The following is a 17,314-nucleotide window of genomic DNA, read 5'->3' as shown; positions in this document are numbered from 1 at the left end:
CGCACCTTCAACCCGGGAGCCGGAAACGCATGTACTACGACCTGCCCGCTGACCAGCTTGCCGCCTATCGAGGCAGCACCAGCGCTCCGGAGGACCTGGACCGGTTCTGGGCGGACACCCTGGACGAGGCCCGGCAGCACCCGCTGGCGGTAGGGGTCACCCCCTACCCCAGCGGGCTGCGGACGGTGGAAGTTTACGACGTGGTGTTCCCGGGTTTCGGCGGTGAACCCATCCAGGCGTGGCTGCGGCTGCCCGCCCGGAGCGTGCGAGGTGATGGGCAACTGCCCGGCGTCGTACAGTTTGTCGGTTACGGCGGCGGGCGCGGGGACGCCCGCGAGAGCCTGTTCTGGGCCTCCGCCGGCTTTGCCCACCTGCAGATGGACACGCGCGGGCAGGGCGCGGGGTGGAGCACGGGTGCGACGCCGGACGCCAGCGGCAGTGCAGGTCCGCAGGTTCCGGGGGTGATGACGCGAGGGGTGCTCGACCCGCAGACCTATTACTACCGCCGCCTAATCACCGATGCCGTCCGGGCGGTGGAGGCTATGCGTTCGCTGGCCGGCAGCGGAGCGGCACCGGTCGATCCGGCGCGGGTGGCCGTGCTGGGACAGAGCCAGGGTGGAGGGCTGGCCCTGGCTGCCGCCTCGCTGTGCCCGGAGGTGGCCGCCGTCGTCGCCCTGGTGCCGTTCCTTTCCGACTTTCCGCGGGCGCTGACCGTCACCGACGGCTACCCGTACCGTGAAATCGTTGATTTCCTGTCCATGCAGCGAGGTGCCGCCAACCGGGTCATGGAAACGCTGCGCTATTTCGACGCCGTGAACCTGGTGCCGCGCGCCACGGCCCCCGCCCTGTTCTCGGTGGGGCTGATGGACACCACCACTCCCCCGTCCACGGTCTACGCCGCGTACAACAACTACGCCGGTCCGAAGGAATTGTCCGTGTGGCCGTTCAACCAGCATGAGGCCGGCGGCATCGAGGACGAGGTCCTGGCCCTGGCGTTCCTGCAGAAGCAGTTCGCGTAACCCTAGCCCGGGTTTTCGGCGGTGAAGAGCTCGCAGACGGTGTTGTAATACCGGTCCGTGCTGCCCTGGTGCTGCAACCCGATTTTCCCGCAGACCCGCATCGACGCCGTGTTGGCGGGGTTGGTGACGGCCACGACCTGCGGCAGGCCCGCCGCGAACGCGTGTGCCAGCACGGCTGCCCCCGCCTCCGACGCATAGCCCTTGCCCCAGCTGTCTGGATGGAAGTGCCAGCCGATTTCAATATCGTCCGAGGGCTTCCGTTCCGGGCCCGACGCCGGGATGGGCTTGAGCAGCAGCGTCCCGGCCAGCTGACCGGTGTCCTTGTCCTGCACCGCCCAAACGCCGCAGGTTCCGTCGTCCCTGCCGGCCCACGCCTCAATGAGTGCAAGCGCCTCGGCCCGGTCCTGCATCAGCTTGGGGTTGGTGCCCAGAAAACGCTGCACCTCCATGCGGGAGTACAGGTCCAGGACGAACGCCGCGTCCTCGGACGTGAACGGGCGCAGGGTCAGTCGATCGGTCTCCAGAGTCCGCATCCGGGAAGTCTACTGCCGCGACCTCTCAGAAACGGCCGCGATCCGGTAGGACAGCCGGTGATCCTCGCCGGGTGCCAGCACAATGAGGCCCTCCCCGGAGTTGAAGGCATCCGGGGGGCAGGTCATCGGCTCCACGCCCACGCCCAGGCGGTCCATCTTCTCGCCGGAATAGACCTGCAGCCACGGTGCCTCCTTGCCGCTGGCGGACAGGACGGCGCCGAAGCCGGTCTCCGGGTCGGTGAGCGTGGCCTGCCAGTCGCCGTCGGGCAGGCCGGTGAAGGCATGGTCCACAGTGCGTGCGCCGATCGGTTCCGGAGCGGAGAAGGAGAGCACGGTCCCCTTGGTGTCCCGCAGTTCGCTCAAATCCAGGGGCCTGCCGGACTGCTCCGGACCACCGAGGACCTGCGCGGCAGGAACGTCCAGCACGCACCGGTCCACCGGCACCCGGTCTGCAGTGAGGTAGGGGTGGGCAGAGGCTCCGTAGGGTGCGGGCGCAGTGCCCGCATTGGCGGCGGACAACTCCACGCTTAGTCCGGTGTCGGCATCCAGGGCATAGACCGCCTGCAGTTCCAGCTGGAACGGATAGCCGGGCTGTCCCATCAGCCGGTGCCGCAGGACCGCGCGCTCCGGCGAGGTTTCGACAACGTCCCAGGCATCCCAGGCCACCAGCCCGTGCAGGGCCATGCCGGTCTCGGGCTCGTTGACCGGCACCTGGTACTCGGTGCCGCCAAAGGTGTAGCGGCCGCCGGCAATCCGGTTGGGCCAGGGCATCAGTACCTTGCCGGTGAAGGCCTCCGGAATTTCGTCCTCCGCGAGCGGCAGCACCACGTCCCGGCCGCCGAAGGTCAGCCCGGCGAGCGTGGCACCCACCGGCAGGATGGTGGCCCGGTAATCCCCGGCGGCCAGGGAAACCGGATGGCCGTTGGGCCCGAAAGTGGAAGTCATGGGCCCGATCCTATCCGGCAGCCGGCAGCGCAGGGCTTCCCGCAGCCTGCCGGTAACGCTGCAGCACCCCGGGCGTGGGATCCGCCGTGACCACCACGGACGCGCCGTCGTTCCACGCAGGCCACTCACCGGTGAGGATGGCTGCGGCCTGCCGGGCGGCGCCGTCGGCCACGTACTCCCCCGGCCGCGGGACGGTGACGGGAAGCTCGAAGACAGCGGCGATGACCTGCTGGATCGCCTCGGACCGGGCAGCTCCGCCCACCAGGATCACCCGCTGCGCGGAGACCCCCGTGTTCTTCAGCGCCGCGAAACCGTCCGCGAGCGAGCAGGCCACGGCCTCGACGGCGGCCCGGGCCAGGTTGGCGGGAGTGAAGTTCCGCAGCGTCATGCCGTGCAGGGACCCGGTGGCGTCCGGCAGGTTAGGGGTGCGTTCCCCTTCGAAGTAGGGCACCATCACCAGGCCGTCGGCACCGGCCGGAGCGGAGAGGGCCAGCCGTGTCAGTTCGTTCAGTTCCACCCCGAGCAGGGCGGCGGTGGCGTCCAGGATGCGGGACGCGTTCAGGGTGGCGGTCAGCGGGAGAAAGTGACCGGTGGCGTCGGCAAAGCCGGCCACCAGGCCGGTGGCGTCCGACGTCGGATTGTCGACGACGGCGAACACGGTGCCTGAGGTGCCGATGGAGACCACCACATCCCCCACCCCGGCAGCGACACCCAGTCCGGCAGCGGCGTTGTCACCGGCGCCGGGCCCGATCAGCGCACCGGCGGGAGTGCGGGCACCCGCTTCGAGCGGGCCCAGGACGCGGGGCAGCTGCGGCACGTGGCCGAGGGTCTGCTCCAGGATTTCAGGGAGGTACTCGCCGGTGGACGGGGACCAGTAGCCGGTGCCGGAGGCGTCGGACCGGTCGGTGGTCAGAGCGGCCAGCCCTTCCGCACCGCTGCCCGGCCCGTAACCGGCCAGGCGCCAGCTCAGCCAGTCGTGCGGCAGGCAGACGGCGGCGGTGCGGGCGGCGTTTTCCGGTTCGTTTTCGGCCAGCCAGCGCAGCTTCGTCGCAGTGAACGAGGCCACCGGCACCGAGCCCGTGGTGTCGGCCCAGTACCGGGCACCGTCGGGCCCGGCATCGGCAACGAGCTTGTCCGCGGCAGCGGCGGAGCGGACATCGTTCCAGAGCAGGGCCGGGCGGACCACGGCACCGGTTTCATCCAGGCAGACCATGCCGTGCTGCTGCCCGCCTACCGAGACGGCGTCGACGTCGTCCAGTCCCCCGGCAGCCGCCGCAGCTTCCAGGAAGGCTGCCCACCATGCTTCCGGGTCCACCTCGGTACCAGCCGGGTGGCGGGCCGTGCCTTCGCGCAGCAGCGCGCCGGTCTGGGCATCGCGGATGACTACCTTGCAGGACTGGGTGGAGCTGTCGACTCCGGCAACGAGTGGCATGTCGAGCCTTTCAACGGGTGCTGCCGCCGGTCCCCCAGGGCCCGGCGGCAGCACGATTCGGTGATGTTTTGCGCGTCGTGCGCAGGTAGCCTAGCGGGCACCCATCAGGTGTTCCAGCGCAAGCTGGTTCAGCTTCACGAAACCGAAGTCGCGGTCCGCGGCGGCGTCGGCGTTGAAGTCCTCGAAGGACGCGGAATCGGAAAGCAGGTCCGTGACGGATTCACCGGCAGCCAGCGTGGGCTGTGCCAGCTCGGTAATGCCGGCGTACTGCATGGCTTCCTGTACCTCGGGATCGGCGCGGAAGGCCAGGGCACGTTCCTTGAGCAGCAGGTACATGTCCATGTTGGCCTTGGCGGATTCCCAGACGCCTTCGTAGCCCTCGGTGCGGGAGGGCTTGTAGTCGAAGTGCCGCGGGCCTTCGTAGCGCGGTCCGCCGTTGGGGAAACCGTTCTCCAGCAGGTCCACGGTGAAGAAGGCGCTGGTAAGGTCGCCGTGCCCGAAGACGAGGTCCTGGTCGAACTTGATGGACTTCTGGCCGTTGAGGTCGATGTGGAACAGCTTGCCGGACCACAGGGCCTGGGCGATGCCGTGGGTGAAGTTCAGCCCGGCCATCTGCTCGTGCCCGGTCTCCGGGTTCAGGCCGACAATGTCACCGTGCTCGAGCTGGGCGATGAATGCCAGGCCGTGGCCGATGGTCGGCAGGAAGATGTCGCCGCGCGGTTCGTTGGGCTTGGGCTCGATGGCGATGCGCAGCCCGTAGCCCTTCTCCTTGATGTAGCCGGCAGCGGTGTCGATGCCCTCACGCATGCGGTCAAAGGCTGCGGAGAAGTCCTTGGAACCGTCGTATTCGCTGCCTTCGCGGCCGCCCCACATCACGAAGGTTTCCGCGCCGAGCTCCGCGGCGAGGTCGATGTTTCGCAGCACCTTGCGCAGCGCGAAGCGGCGGACGGAGCGGTCATTGGAGGTGAAGCCGCCGTCCTTGAACACCGGGTGCGTGAACAGGTTGGTGGTCACCATGGGTGCCTTGAGGCCGGTTTCGGCCAGGGCGTTGGTGAAGTTCTTGATGATGATGTCCCGCTCCTGCGCCGTGGCGTCGAAGGGAACCAGGTCATTGTCGTGGAAGGTCACCCCGTAGGCGCCCAGTTCAGCGAGCTTGTGCATGCCCTTGATGGGATCCAGTGCGGCCCGCGTCGGTGTGCCGAAGGGGTCGGTTCCGGTCCAGCCGATGGTCCAGAGGCCGAAGGTAAAGCGGTCGGAAGGCGATGGCGTCATTGTCACGATAGCTCCAGATCAAGTATTAGTTGGAAGCAACAACATATTCGGGCAGCGGTCCGGTGTCAATGGTTCCCGGACGAAAAAGCTTCCGCCCCGCACGCGGTGCGGGCTGCCGGAGGATATTTTGTTGCCGCCCCCAACCAAATCGTGACGTCGACAGGTAGGCTGGAGGATGACCAGTAACCGGGGAGGAAACAAAGACGTGGAACGCGGCATTATCAGCGCCCCTGCACCGGCAGGCCGCGGTACCGATAACCTGCGGTCCGCCAACCTCTCCCGCATCCTGACCCTGCTGCACCGGAACGGGCAGCTCTCCCGCGCGGACCTGACCCGGCTTACCGGCTTCAACCGCTCCACCATCGGTGCCCTCGTCGGCGAACTGGCCGGCATGGGGCTGGCTTACGAGACGGATCCGCCCGCCGGACGGGTCGGCCGGCCCAGCCCGCTGGTCCACCCCAACGAGCGGGTGGCCGCCGTAGTGGTCCATCCCGACGTCGACGCCGTGACCGTCGGCCTGGTGGGACTGGGCGGCCGGGTACACCGCCGGGTCCGCCACGACACGGTTTCCCGGCCGAGCGTGGCCGAGACGGTAAGCATCACCCGCGCCGTGCTGGCCGGGATGGCTCCGGACCTGGCCGGAATGGACCGGATTGCCGGGGTCGGCGTGGCCGTTCCCGGGCTCACCCGCACCTCCGACGGCCAGGTGCTGCTGGCACCGCACCTGGGTTGGCGGAACGAGCCGCTGGCCGCTCCCCTGGCCGAGGCACTGGCCCTGCCGGTCTTCGCCGGCAACGACGCCACCCTGGGTTCGGTGGCCGAGAGTCTCTTCGGTGCCGCCGTAGACACTGACAATGCCGTGTACCTCAACGGCAGTGCAAGCGGGATCGGCGGCGGGATCATCGTCGCCGGCAGGCCGCTGCGCGGAGCGGACGGCTACGCGGGCGAGCTCGGACACACGCTGGTCCGCAGCGACGGTGAACGGTGCCACTGCGGCCGGCGCGGCTGCCTGGAAACGGAAGTGAACCTGGCCGGACTGCTGGAGGTGCTGGGCCTGGACCGTGCGGACCAGGACACGCTGGACGCGGCGATGGCCGAACAGCAGACCGCTGCAGTCCGCGCCGAGGCGGACCGGCAGCTGGATCAGCTGGCAGTGGCCCTGACGAACTTCGTGAACATCTTCAATCCGGACACGATTGTCCTGGGCGGTTTCCTCGGCACCCTGTTTGCTTCCAACCCCCAGCGGCTGACCGACGCCGTTGCCGCCGAGGCGGTGGCGGGCCTGGGCCGGCGGGTACTGCTGCGCCGGGCGGCGCTGCGTTCGGAACTGCTGCTGGTCGGCGCCGCGGAGCTGGCCTTCGCTCCGGTGCTGGCCGCGCCGCGCGCCGTTTAGGAACCGGCCTAGAAACCCGTCGGCTTAGGAGTCCCAGCCGAAAGTGAAACGCTCGGGCCGGAACGGTTCCAGCAGCGGGTGCCGGCGGCCGGTGAGGATTTCCGCGGCCACCAGCTCCCCGGCGATCAGGCCGAGCGTGGCCCCGGAGTGCGTGAAGGCGGTCCAGCAGCCGGGCAGCGCGGCAAGCTCACCGAGCACCGGTTCGCCGTCCCCCGGCACCGGTTTCAACCCCGGCTGCCGGCTCTGCGGCACCACCTCCGGATGCCCGGCCAGCACCCGGCTCGCCTCCGCCGCCAGCTCGGCCGACACCTCGGGATCCACACTCCAGCTGCCGTCCTCCAGGCGCTGCACCCGGTCCAAGTACCAGGTGGAATCCATGGCGAGCCGTCCGCCGGGGTGCGGGCGCAGCGAAATCCGGGGCGTGTTCAGCACGGCCCGCAGTCCGTGGTCCACCGGTTCGCTGATCACCAGCATGGCCGGGTCGGAGGCATCGGGCAGGTGGACGCCGGCCTCGGCGAGTACTGCGGGGGTGCCGGCTCCGCAGGCGACGACGACGGCGTCGGCCCCGTATTCTTCCCCGCCGGCGGTGCGGATCCCGCGCGCCCTGATGCCGCCGTCGGGCCCGGCGCCGCCCGGAACCGCGCGGGTAACCGTGCACCTGCCGGCGTATTCAATCAGGGTGCCGCCGCGCATCGTGAATTCCTCGGCCAGGTACCGGACCAGGTGCGGGAGCGACACCCAGCCTTCGCCCGGGTTGACCAGCACCCGGTGCGGCAACACCCCCGGGTCCACGCCGGGCACCATTGCCGGAACGTCTTCGCGTTCCAGCATCCGGGCGTCGTAGCCCTGCCGGGTCTGACCGTTGTGCCGCTCGACGACAACGAACGGGTCGTCATCCCAGTACAGGCCGCCGTCGAAGGCAAGCCATTCGATGCCGGGGTTCTGCGCCAGCAGGGTCCGGTACCGGTCGATACCGGCCATCCGCAGCCGGTAGTAATCCTCGCCGTAACCGCCGCCGGCGTTCAGCCAGGACAGCGAGCGCCCGGAGGCTCCGCTGCCCACCTCCGCTTCCGTCACCAGCAGCACGTCCGCACCGCCGCGCAGCAGCTGCACCGCAGTGGAAAGTCCCAGCACACCGCCGCCCAGGACGGCGACGGTATCCCGCGGAAGCGTGGTCGGCATGCCTTCCCCCTTCATGAAGTACCGCAGGGTTTAATTCTCTGGTTACCTTGTCAGGTAATTTCCAGCAGGTTAAGCGAAAGACGGCGCCGTGCATTCTTCTTCCTCCCCCGATCAACCGCGCCGCATCCCGGTGATTGCCGACGTCGACACCGGCGTGGACGATGCCCTGGCCCTGACCTTCCTGGCCCGCAGCCCGCGCATCGACCTGCGCGCCGTGACCTGCGTAGCCGGGAACACCGACGTCGACCAGGTGCTCCGCAACACCCTGGACGTGCTGGACCTCGCCGGACGGCCGGACGTTCCGGTGGCCCGCGGGGCGGAGCGGCCGCTGATCAACGAGCCCCGCAATGCACACGCCTTCCACGGCGCCAACGGGATCGGCGGGCTGCAGCTGCCCGCCGCCAGCGCATCGGCTTCACCCCTGGCCGCCGTCGAACTGCTGCACCGCACCATCGAAGAGTCTCCGGAACCGGTGACCCTGCTGGGCATCGGCCCGCTGACCAACCTGGCGGTGTTCCTGCGGGCCTACCCGCTCACGGCCCGGAAGCTGGAACGGATCGTGTTTATGGGCGGATCCGCCGGGATGGGTAATGCCACCTCGCATGCCGAGTTCAATGCCTGGCATGATCCCGAGGCGCTGGCAGTGGTGCTGGAGAGCGGTGTTCCCGTGACCATGTACGGGCTGGACGTCTTTATGCTCGCGACCCTCGATGCGCCGCAGTACCTAAAGCTGGAAGCCTCCGCGGATCCCGGTGCCCGGCTCGTGGGTTCGCTGCTGGCCTTGGGTGCCCGGACCCGGGCGGCCGGAGGTGTCCTGGGCGCGGAGCCGCTTCCCACGGTGAGCGCCAATGACGGCACCCTGGACCCCATGACCATCGGCGACGCCGGTGCCGCCTGCCTGATTGCCGCACCGGAAACCGTGGTGCTGGAGGATTACCCGGTGCGGGTGGAGCTTGCCGGGCACAGCCGCGGCCAGACCCTGGTGGACCGGCGGAGAATCGCCGGCGAGGACACGGTGCACGGCCTGCTCGCCCCGGCACCGGTGATTTCGGTGGCCATGGCGCTGGACCACCCCGCCATGGTCCGGACCTTCCTGGACACGGTGGCTCCGGGCGAAGCTATTCGTAGCTGAAGAAACCCTGCCCGGTCTTCCGTCCGAGTTCGCCGCGGGCCACCTTCTCCCGGAGGATCTGCGGCGGCGCGAAGCGGTCCCCCAGTGTCGAGTGCAGGTACTCGGCAATCCCCAGCCGGACGTCCAGTCCCACCAGGTCCGTGGTGCGCAGCGGGCCGGTGGGATGGCGGTAGCCCAGCGTCATGGCGGCGTCGATATCCTCGGCGGACGCCACCCCCTCCTCGACCATCCGCATGGCCTCCAGGGCAATGGCGACGCCGAGCCGGGAGGACGCGAAGCCGGGCGCATCGCGGACGACGACGGCGGCCTTGCCCAGGGCTTCGATCCATTCCTGTGCGCTGGCGGCCAGCTGCTCCGACGTCCGGGCGCCGAGGACCAGTTCCACCAAACGGGAAGACGGCACGGGATTGAAGAAGTGCAGGCCGCAGAAGTTCTCCGGCCGCTTCAAACCCGCAGCCAGCCGGTCCACGGACAACGAGGACGTGTTGGTCGCCAGCCAGGCGCCGTCGTCAAGCTGTTCCTCCACAGCGCGCAGGGCCGCGGACTTCAGCGCGAAGTCCTCCGGTACCGCCTCCACCACCAGGCCGCAGACCGCAAACTGTCCGTAATCCACGGCGAAGGCTGCACGGTCGGCGAGCTCTTGGGCACTTGCGTCCGTATCCCCGCGTTCCACGCTTTTGGCGAGGGACCCGGCGATCCGGGTGCGGGCGGCGTCGGCGGCTTCCCGGTCCCGTTCGACCACCACCACCTCCGTTCCGGCCAGGAGGAAGGCGTGGGCAATACCTGCTCCCATGCGTCCGCCGCCCAGCACCCCTACCCGTGCCGGAACGGTGCCGGTGTCAGCGCTCTCGAGGGCCACGGGAATTCTCCTTGCGGTCGAGGAAGTCCTGCATGCGGTCGAACTTGGCCTCGGATTCAAAGAGGATTCCCTGGGCGAGGTTGTCGATCAGCGGATGCGCTTCCCGCGGGGCGGCGAAGGCCGCTTTGGTCAGGCGGAGGGCCAGCGGATCGGAGGCGGTGATGCGGTCCGCGAGCGCGTGGGCGGCGGCCAGCAGGCCGGCGGGGTGGTGGAGTTCGGTGATCAGCCGGACGGCCAGTGCTTCCTCCCCGGACAGGATCCGTCCGGCCAGCAGCATGTCTTTGGCGAGCGGCTCCCCCACCAGCTCCTTCAGCCGCCAGGTGGCTCCGGCAGCCGCCATGATTCCCAGCCCTGCTTCGGGCTGGCCGATCTTCAGCCGTGGTGTGCCCAGCCGGAAGTCCGCGGCGTAGGCCAGTTCCGCTCCGCCGCCCAGGGCAAATCCGTCCAGTGCGGCGATGACCGGCAGCGGCAGGGCGGCTATCCGGGTGAAGAGGCCGGAGTTGATGCCGGCCAGGGCGTCATCGCGGCGGCGTTCGCGCAGCTCGGTGATGTCCGCCCCGGAGGCAAAGAACCCCTTTCCGCCGGCCTCGGTACCGGAGAGGATCAGGACCCGCGGCTGCCGCTCCAGTTCGGCGCAGACCGCATGCAGTTCCTTCACCATGGCCGCGTCAATGGCGTTGCGGACCTCGGGCCGGTGCAGCTGGACGTGGACCCGGTCCGCTCCCTCGCTCACCCGGAGCGTGGCGAATCCTGCGAATGCCTGGGTCTGCTGCGGGGGTTCCGTCACGGTGCGACCGTCCTCTCGTTGCTGGCCGGCGTCCTTGCCGGCAGTCCTAGTATTACGCAGCCGCCGGGCTTTGCCGTGATGCGGCTCACTGCGGCACGGGGTGCCCTGCGGCCCAGCGGACCAGCTCCGCCGTCATGGCACGGTAGCCCGCAGAGGTGGGGTGCAGCAGCTCCTGGCTGGCGGTAACCGAATCGGCGGCCTGCAGCAGCCCGGAGACATCCGCGGCATGGACAAACGGTTCCGGGCTGCAGGCGCCGTGTCCGGCCAGGGCCTGTTCGACGGCGTCCACGTAGTAGACGTTCGGCGCGGAGGAGCTGTCCACGGCGGACCGGATGACGGCGTTCAAGTCATTGATGAGGTCCCGGCCGAAGCGTTGCTCCTCCGTGCTGAGCCGGCCGCAGTCGCCGTCTGGCTCATCGAAAAGCTGGGGGTACGGAAGCACCAGCACGGGAGCAGGGACGGCCGTCGCGACGCTGGCATAGGCGTCCATTAGGTCGGCCTCGAGGCCGGACAGCTGCTCCGCCGCGTGGGCGGCCAGCTGCGGGTCATCGCTGCAGGGAGTGGTTTCCAGCAGGCAGGCCTGCAGGATTCCGGCGAAGTCGAGGTTGTTGCCGCCCACCGAGAGCACCACCAAGGTCGGTTCGAAGCCCTGCAGCTGCTCCAGCTGCGCCGGGACCGTGCCGGGGTCGGTAGTCGGTCCGGCTCCGGGATCCAGGGCGGCCAGTCGTTGCGGAGCGGTCAGGTGCCCGGTGGTGGCCCGGGAACATGCGAGGTTCGCGATGTTCTGCGGGGCAAACAGTTCCGCAGCGGGCGGGTGGAGGCTGCGGTGGCAGGAATCCCGGACGCCGGGTACCGCAGGCTGGTAATCGCCGGCCCCCTCTCCCGCGGCGAAGGAGTCACCGAGGATAGCCAGGCGTCCGGCGTCGCCGGTTACCTCCGCGAGCCAGCCCGAGGGCCGGGGCGGTAACGGCGTGGGGGTTGGGCTCGGGGTGGGATCGGGGCTGGCCGCCGACGCCGTCGTCGTACTGCCCGACGGCGGTCCCGCGGCAGGGGCGGTCGAGCACCCGGAGAGCAGTATTGCGGCCCCCACGATGCCGGCTGCTGCACGCCGCTTCGCGCCAGGGCCTGCGGAGTTTTTCATGAGCGCCCCTGAATCCTTGAGCGGGTGGAAGTTAAAGGCCGGCGGCCGGCGTCGTTGGCAGTGATAACCCGTACCAACGACGTCGGCCGCCGCTTCATACCTATTACTAAGGGCCGGTTACCGACGGCGGCCCAGCGCCTCGTTCACGGCCGGATCGCCGAGCTGGCTCAGCCAGGTCAGCAGTGCCGGGTAGGTGGACGGGTTGGCTGCCACGACTACCCGGGCCCGCGGGTGGGTAGCCAGCTCCTGGAGCCGGACCAGGGGTGTGGCCGGATCGGCAGCTTCGGCCAGGAGGGCGGCATCCGGGTCAGCGGCCGGCGTACGCCGAACGGTGTCCTCGGACACTTCCTCGTCCTGGTCCTGGCCCTGGTCCGGGTCCTGGTCCTGGTCCGGCGACTCGGTTACCGCAGTCTGCACGGGTTCCTGGACGGGAGCTGCGTGCTGGGGCGCCTGGACGGGAGCCTGTTCCACCACCGGTTCCTGCACGGGAGCCCGCTGGGGCTGAACCGGCGCCTGCTGCTGGGGCTGAACCGGTGCCTGCTGCTGAACGGGCTGTCCAGCGGGCTGGCCCTGCTGCGGGAACTGCGGCTGCTGAGCCCCGACGAAAGTGGCCGGCGTCGGAATGGCGGGAACCTGTGCACGGGCCGGAGCCCCTTCAAAGGCGAAACCGGTGCCCGAGTTTCCGGAAGCGGGCAGCGACTTGAAGTGTGCCCGCGCAGCCTTGTCCAGCCAAAGCACGGCCAGAACCGCGAAGGGCATAACCCAGGTCAGCACCATGATCAGGGACATGACCGTTCCGATCGGCAACGGCGCGGTGCGCGTCGTCGAATAATCCAGGTCCTGGACTTCGAAAAGGATCATGAGGATCAGCGACAGGACAAACAGGGCACCCGCATACACGCTGCCCATCACGAAGGCGGACCGCTCGTCACGGGCGGCAAGCTTCCGGACCACTACGGTGGCAGCCACCAGCAGGAGCGCAAGGACCAGGCCCACGGACCACGTGGCGACGCCGTCGAGGTCCTCCAACAGGGTCTGCACCAGCCCGACCACCATGAAGACGGCCAGGGCCGACGCCAGGATCAGGGTCAGGAGCAGCAGGGGTCGGAGGGCAGTGAGCCGGTCCGCAGGGGCAACTGCGGTCCGGTGCGTGGTGCGGGCGACGGACGGAGCGGAAACCGCAGCGCCGAAGGCCATCCAGAAGAAGGTGGAGAACCCGGCAACCCCCGGGAAGAAGCCCTCCCCAAGTGAATCCACACCCATGAGTGCCAGCATGGTGAGGAAAGCCGCGCCCACACCGAGTGCCGCACCGGCGAAGCGCCAGGCGTCGGAGCCGCGGAAGACCTTCAGGGCAACAAGCCCCAGGACCCCTACTGCAAGGAGCGCAGCAACAATCTGCGCAATCAGGAACAGCCACGCTCCGGCGCCTGTGTAGTAGTCATGCGCGTCCATAACAAACAGGATGATCTGCACGATGGTGACGACTGCGGCAAAGCCCGCAATGCCCAGCATGACGAACAGCCAGCGCCGGTGGCGGGCATGATCGACGTCGCCCGGGGCTATTTCACCCTTCCGGGGCTGTGCAGCGAGGAGGGCACCGGCCAGTCCGACGGCGACGGCGCCGCCCAGGTAGCGGTAGCTGTCATCCCCGAAGCCCGATACCAGGCTCAGGACGAAGTACACCAGCACCAGGATGATGTACGGGAGGTTGGCCAGTAGACGAATGTCCTGGATTTTCCGGTAGCCGACCGTCGGGCCGAAGACGCCGCCGCGCCACAGGTAGCTGATGCCCAGGGACAGGATGCTCAGGAGGGTAATCAGCAGTACGTCGACGCGGGCACCGGCTTTGGTGCCGTCGTCGTAGCTGCTCGTACTGATGGTCCACGTCATGAACAGCGAGGCGAAGAGGGCCAGGAACGCGATGCCGTCCCGGACGTAGTCGCTGACCGGAACCCCGGCAAAGGGGGACGGACGCTTGGTGCCGGAGGAAGCCTGCGCCTGGGCCTGGCCGTAGCCGGGGTTACCCGGATACTGCTGCTCTTGACGCTGCTGGGTCGGCTGACCGTACCCACCCTGGCCGTAGGCCTGGCCGGGCTGGCCGGGCTGGCCGTAACCGTGCTGACCTGCCCCGACTGCGGCGAGCTGCCGGTCTTCCACCGATCCGGCGGTTGGTGCTGCGGGATGGGCGGCAGGTTCCGTACCCGGCGCGGAGGCTGCAGAAGCGGGCGCGGCACCTATGGCATACCCGCACTCCGCACAGAACCGGCCCCCCGGTTCTTGTTGTTTCCCACATTCGGGACAGAATTTCATAACGCCTTCCTTGGATCTTCAAGAATCATTTACGCCGGTGGTCCGGCAGACCCGGCGGCGGGCTGAACCGCCGCCGGGAAGCGGTGCTACTTCGTCTTGACCGCGACCGTATAGCTCACAAGAGCGAAGTCGCTCTCGGGAGTCGAGGACAGTATCTGGACTTTCAGCTCGTGGTCCTTCCCGTCAGCGGGGTAAGCGATGGAGTATTCAGTCCGCTCCCCTGCCGGGATTTCAACTTTCTCTTCCTTACCGTCCAGCGTGACCCCAATCACGATCGTTGAAGTCGTTGACCCGAGTGCGCTGATCTCCAGATCGGCTTCGACGTCGGTGCTCGAGAGGGTGTGGCTCTTCACGGACTCTGACGAGGCACCGGTGGAGAGCACACCGTAATCGCTGCTGATGTACGAACCGGAAGGCACTGAGCCCGCAGAGTAATCCGAGTCAGAGTAAGACCCCTTCGAGAAGTCGTATCCCTTCCCCTCAACCAGGGTCAGGTCGGCGGAGTACTCGAAGTCCGTGCCCTTTTCAGCGAACTCTTCCTGCCATTCCGGGCCGGCAAAGACCACGAGCTTGTAGTTGCCTGCCTCGACCTCATCGCCCCATCCGAGGTCCGCGATCTGCTCCTTGCCGTCCTCGGAGTACACCAGCATGTCGCCGAAGTCGCCGTCTTCTGCCTGCAGTGCCATGTCCTCGTCCACCGTCAGGTTGAGGACCGCGAAGCCGGCCGAGTTGAACTCCACCTCGGTGGATTCGTCCACGCTGATATCTCCGGTGGCGTCCTCGGTGTTCGCGAGCTGCATCAGGGCCAGGGCCTGCTCACGGGTCAGGGAATCGGTCCAGTTGATGATCCAGTCCGCGACGGTGTGTCCCAGGCTCACCCGCCACTTGCCGTCCTCCTCGATGGTGGCCAGGCTCATGATCTTCGCCCCGCCCAGCATCTCCACGGAGGGCTCAATGGAGTAACCGGAATCGCCGAAGCAGATGCTGTCGGACTCCCGCTCGCCTTCGATGCAATCGCTGGTCAGGGTGATCTTGTCGCCGTATTCGCTTTCAACGGTGATGTTCTCGACGACGGCGACGGCACGGTCGCCGTCCTTGTCACCGTCCGTGAAGCGCACGTCGCTGATGTTCAGCTCTTCGCCGCCCGCCCCGGCCATCATGTCGTCAAACAGGTCCTGGTACAGGTACAGCAGGCTGCCTTCGTGGATGGACAGCGTCCCGGCCAGCGGCTCCAGGCTTCCCTCGGAAACCACCTCCGGCACCGCCTCCACTGCGGCCTGCGCTGCTGCAGCCGGGCTGTCGCTGCCGCCCGCTGTTTCGGGAACGCTGCCGCGGTCATTCCCTTCACCCTCGTTGATGATTTCGGCGATGCTGTACATCGGGCTCACGTACCAACGGCCGCCACGTTCCGTGGCCACCAGGGTCAGCGGAGAGCCGTCCGCTCCAAGTTCGTTGAGCTGGACGGTTTCATCGATCTTTTCTTCGTCTTCGTAGCCGCCTGCCTCGAGACCGGAGCGGATGGCTCCGGTGGTTTCCGCCGGATCCAGCTGGATCCGTGCCTCACCGGTGGTGTACGTGATCAGCGCAGTGGAGTCGTCGATCTCGGTGACCTCGGGATCGACACCCTCGAAGGTGATGCTGATGCCGTCAAAAGTCAGTTCGTCGTCGACGTCGGCGTCTTCGTCGGCGACCTTGTTAATCGCTTCCTCCAGGCCGAATTCCTCGACCTTGTCCATCACTTGTTCCTGGATGCGCTGGAGCGGTTCGCGTTCCTCCGGCGGCACCATGGTGGCCAGTCCAATGATGTCCTTGGACTCGATGGCCTCCACCACCTTGTCGGCTGCGCTTTCGGCGGACCCGGCACCTCCGCGGACCATGTTCTGCACGATGAAGAACGCCGCCAGCCCCAGGATGACCAGGAGTGCCAGTACGGAGACCAGGATGATCGTCAGCTTGCGGGAAGGCTTCTTGCCGCCCGACGACGGCGCGCCGGGTCCGGTGGGTCCCTGCGGGCCGGCGGGGCCGCCGTCGTTGGGAGCGCCGTAAGTCGGACCGCCTGAGTTAGGACCGCCTGCCTCCGGGCCTCCGGAGGCGTGACCTGAGCCGGCGTAGCCGGTGCCGGGCTGGGATGCGGCGTGCGAGACAAAGGGCGGGTCGAAAACTGAAGTCGGTGCTCCCGGAGCGCGCATGGCTGCGGTCTGCTGTTCGCTGTGCTGCTGGGCCGGATGCTGCTGGGCCGGAGCCTGGTCGAAGCGCTGCGTCTGCTGCTCGGCCGGAGCCTGGTCGAAGCGCTGCGTCGGCTGCTCGGCCGGACTCTGGGAGTCGACGGCCTGCGGCTCGGTCTGAGGGAAGGCTGCCTGCGGGGAGGCTGCCTGCGGGGCTGCGTCCTGCGGGGAGTCGGTGCGGTGCGTTCCGGAATTCGGGGCCGCATTGGCTTCCGTGCCCTGAGGTGCGGTGGTTTCGCCGCCCGACTGTGCCGGCTGAGGCGCCTGGCAGTTGGTACAGAATTTCCAATGCGGCTGCAGTTCAGCGCCGCAGGACGTGCAGTGTTTCAAGACTCCCCCAGGATGTCAGCAAGGACCCGGAAGGAGTAAGTGATGGTCCCCCCGAGCCAACAGATACGTACGGCACTAGACCCTAGCACGGGCCTTGGTTCGGTTGGGGGGCAGGTTCAGCGGGTGAGACTGGCGTAAACAACGTAGTTGTCGTCAAAGGTTCCGGTGGAAGGGTCAAAACCGTCGCAGGTGATCAGGCGCAGCTCCGCACCGGCGGTATTGCCGTAGACCGCGAGCGTAGGGAACTCGTCCTTGCCGTATTGCTCTCCCCGGTCCACCGAGAAGACCGCGGTGGTCCCGTCTTCCCGGGCAATTTCAAGCCGGTCGCCGGGCACCAGGTTCCGCAGGCCGGCAAAGACTCCCTCGCCCCCGCCGGTGGCGTTGACATGTCCCAGCAGCACGGCGGGCCCGCGCTCCCCCGGGGTGGGCGATCCCGTGTACCAGCTCGCCGGCGATCCGGGAGGCTCCGGCGGAACTTCCAAGGAACCGTCCTCCCGCAGTCCTAGACGCAGGAGCCGGGATTCGGTGCCGGTGGCAGGGATAGTTAAGGACACCGGCGCGGAGGGTGCCAGCACCGGAGGAGAGTCAGCCTGCGGGGCTGCAGGCTGGCTTGGCGCGGGGGCCGTGGAATCCGGGGAGGCCGCCGTCGTCGTGGTTGTTGTAAGTGGTCCGGTCTCCGGGGCGGCTGTGCCGCTGCACCCGGAGAGCAGGAGAAGCGCGGCCGCCGCGCAGGACATCAGTCCTGCGCGGCGGC

Annotated in this window: 14 protein-coding genes; 3 read left to right on the top strand and 11 right to left on the bottom strand. The window is 68.3% G+C overall.

Annotated features, from left to right (window positions below; all coding sequences use genetic code 11):
• Positions 1-29: 29 nt before the first annotated feature.
• The gene (locus NNX35_RS12525) at positions 30-1,019 is read left to right on the top strand and encodes an acetylxylan esterase (protein WP_255867952.1); all 990 of its coding nucleotides are present in this window, start codon (positions 30-32) and stop codon (positions 1,017-1,019) included.
• 2 nt (positions 1,020-1,021) lie between these two features.
• Here the strand turns inward: NNX35_RS12525 and NNX35_RS12520 are convergent, their stop codons facing one another.
• The 4 genes from NNX35_RS12520 to xylA all read right to left on the bottom strand — a co-directional run bounded on the left by NNX35_RS12520 (position 1,022) and on the right by xylA (position 5,201).
• A complete protein-coding gene (locus NNX35_RS12520) occupies positions 1,022-1,552 on the bottom strand; it encodes a GNAT family N-acetyltransferase (protein WP_255863549.1) in 531 nt (176 codons plus the stop codon).
• Between the two features lie 9 nt (positions 1,553-1,561).
• Positions 1,562-2,497 carry an aldose-1-epimerase gene (locus tag NNX35_RS12515; protein WP_255863550.1) on the bottom strand — a complete coding sequence of 312 codons (936 nt, stop codon included), beginning with the start codon at positions 2,495-2,497 and terminating at the stop codon, positions 1,562-1,564.
• A 10-nt stretch (positions 2,498-2,507) separates the two neighbouring features.
• Complete coding sequence (locus tag NNX35_RS12510) at positions 2,508-3,929, bottom strand: FGGY-family carbohydrate kinase (protein ID WP_255863551.1); 1,422 nt, start codon at positions 3,927-3,929, stop codon at positions 2,508-2,510.
• A 90-nt stretch (positions 3,930-4,019) separates the two neighbouring features.
• A complete protein-coding gene (xylA, locus tag NNX35_RS12505; protein ID WP_257795155.1) occupies positions 4,020-5,201 on the bottom strand; it encodes a xylose isomerase in 1,182 nt (393 codons plus the stop codon).
• Between the two features lie 205 nt (positions 5,202-5,406).
• Here xylA and NNX35_RS12500 point away from each other — a divergent pair, with 205 nt between their 5' ends.
• Positions 5,407-6,594: an ROK family transcriptional regulator gene (locus NNX35_RS12500; protein ID WP_255867951.1), complete on the top strand. Its 1,188-nt coding sequence runs from the start codon at positions 5,407-5,409 to the stop codon at positions 6,592-6,594.
• Positions 6,595-6,618: 24 nt separating this feature from the next.
• On the opposite strand, the gene NNX35_RS12495 is transcribed toward NNX35_RS12500, so the two are convergent.
• Positions 6,619-7,776 (bottom strand): FAD-binding oxidoreductase, encoded by a 1,158-nt coding sequence (locus NNX35_RS12495; RefSeq protein WP_255867950.1) that lies wholly within the window; start codon positions 7,774-7,776, stop codon positions 6,619-6,621.
• 88 nt (positions 7,777-7,864) lie between these two features.
• On the opposite strand from NNX35_RS12495, the gene NNX35_RS12490 reads away from it, so the two are divergent.
• Positions 7,865-8,908 (top strand): nucleoside hydrolase, encoded by a 1,044-nt coding sequence (locus tag NNX35_RS12490; RefSeq protein WP_255863554.1) that lies wholly within the window; start codon positions 7,865-7,867, stop codon positions 8,906-8,908.
• Here the strand turns inward: NNX35_RS12490 and NNX35_RS12485 are convergent.
• The 6 genes from NNX35_RS12485 to NNX35_RS12460 form a co-directional block, all read right to left on the bottom strand.
• Entirely contained in the window at positions 8,895-9,773 is an 879-nt protein-coding gene (locus NNX35_RS12485; RefSeq protein ID WP_370647087.1) for a 3-hydroxyacyl-CoA dehydrogenase family protein, read from the bottom strand. The two genes, NNX35_RS12490 and NNX35_RS12485, sit on opposite strands and share 14 nt — an antisense overlap.
• Complete coding sequence (locus tag NNX35_RS12480) at positions 9,748-10,554, bottom strand: enoyl-CoA hydratase/isomerase family protein (protein ID WP_255863556.1); 807 nt, start codon at positions 10,552-10,554, stop codon at positions 9,748-9,750. Before NNX35_RS12480 ends, NNX35_RS12485 begins: the two co-directional genes overlap by 26 nt.
• Before the next feature lie 85 nt (positions 10,555-10,639).
• Positions 10,640-11,695 carry an SGNH/GDSL hydrolase family protein gene (locus NNX35_RS12475; RefSeq protein WP_255863557.1) on the bottom strand — a complete coding sequence of 352 codons (1,056 nt, stop codon included), beginning with the start codon at positions 11,693-11,695 and terminating at the stop codon, positions 10,640-10,642.
• Positions 11,696-11,812: 117 nt separating this feature from the next.
• A complete protein-coding gene (locus tag NNX35_RS12470; RefSeq protein WP_255867948.1) occupies positions 11,813-13,852 on the bottom strand; it encodes a hypothetical protein in 2,040 nt (679 codons plus the stop codon).
• A 239-nt stretch (positions 13,853-14,091) separates the two neighbouring features.
• Positions 14,092-16,560, bottom strand: coding sequence for a hypothetical protein (locus NNX35_RS12465; protein WP_255867947.1), 2,469 nt, complete (start codon positions 16,558-16,560; stop codon positions 14,092-14,094).
• A gap of 116 nt (positions 16,561-16,676) precedes the next feature.
• A partial coding sequence (locus NNX35_RS12460; RefSeq protein ID WP_255867946.1) for a class F sortase occupies positions 16,677-17,314 on the bottom strand: 638 nt, incomplete at its 5' end.

This window comes from Arthrobacter sp. zg-Y844, assembly GCF_024385465.1.
GTDB lineage: Bacteria > Actinomycetota > Actinomycetes > Actinomycetales > Micrococcaceae > Arthrobacter_B.
Note: the sequence above shows the minus strand (reverse complement) of the source record. Positions and strands in the feature narration are given on the sequence as shown.

Coding starts and splice junctions, on each gene's coding strand:
- NNX35_RS12510 (WP_255863551.1), bottom strand. CDS start 3,929: ATGCCACTCGTTGCCGGAGTCGACAGCTCCACCCAGTCCTGCAAGGTA.
- NNX35_RS12520 (WP_255863549.1), bottom strand. CDS start 1,552: ATGCGGACTCTGGAGACCGATCGACTGACCCTGCGCCCGTTCACGTCC.
- NNX35_RS12525 (WP_255867952.1), top strand. CDS start 30: ATGTACTACGACCTGCCCGCTGACCAGCTTGCCGCCTATCGAGGCAGC.
- xylA (WP_257795155.1), bottom strand. CDS start 5,201: ATGACGCCATCGCCTTCCGACCGCTTTACCTTCGGCCTCTGGACCATC.
- NNX35_RS12475 (WP_255863557.1), bottom strand. CDS start 11,695: ATGAAAAACTCCGCAGGCCCTGGCGCGAAGCGGCGTGCAGCAGCCGGC.
- NNX35_RS12495 (WP_255867950.1), bottom strand. CDS start 7,776: ATGCCGACCACGCTTCCGCGGGATACCGTCGCCGTCCTGGGCGGCGGT.
- NNX35_RS12515 (WP_255863550.1), bottom strand. CDS start 2,497: ATGACTTCCACTTTCGGGCCCAACGGCCATCCGGTTTCCCTGGCCGCC.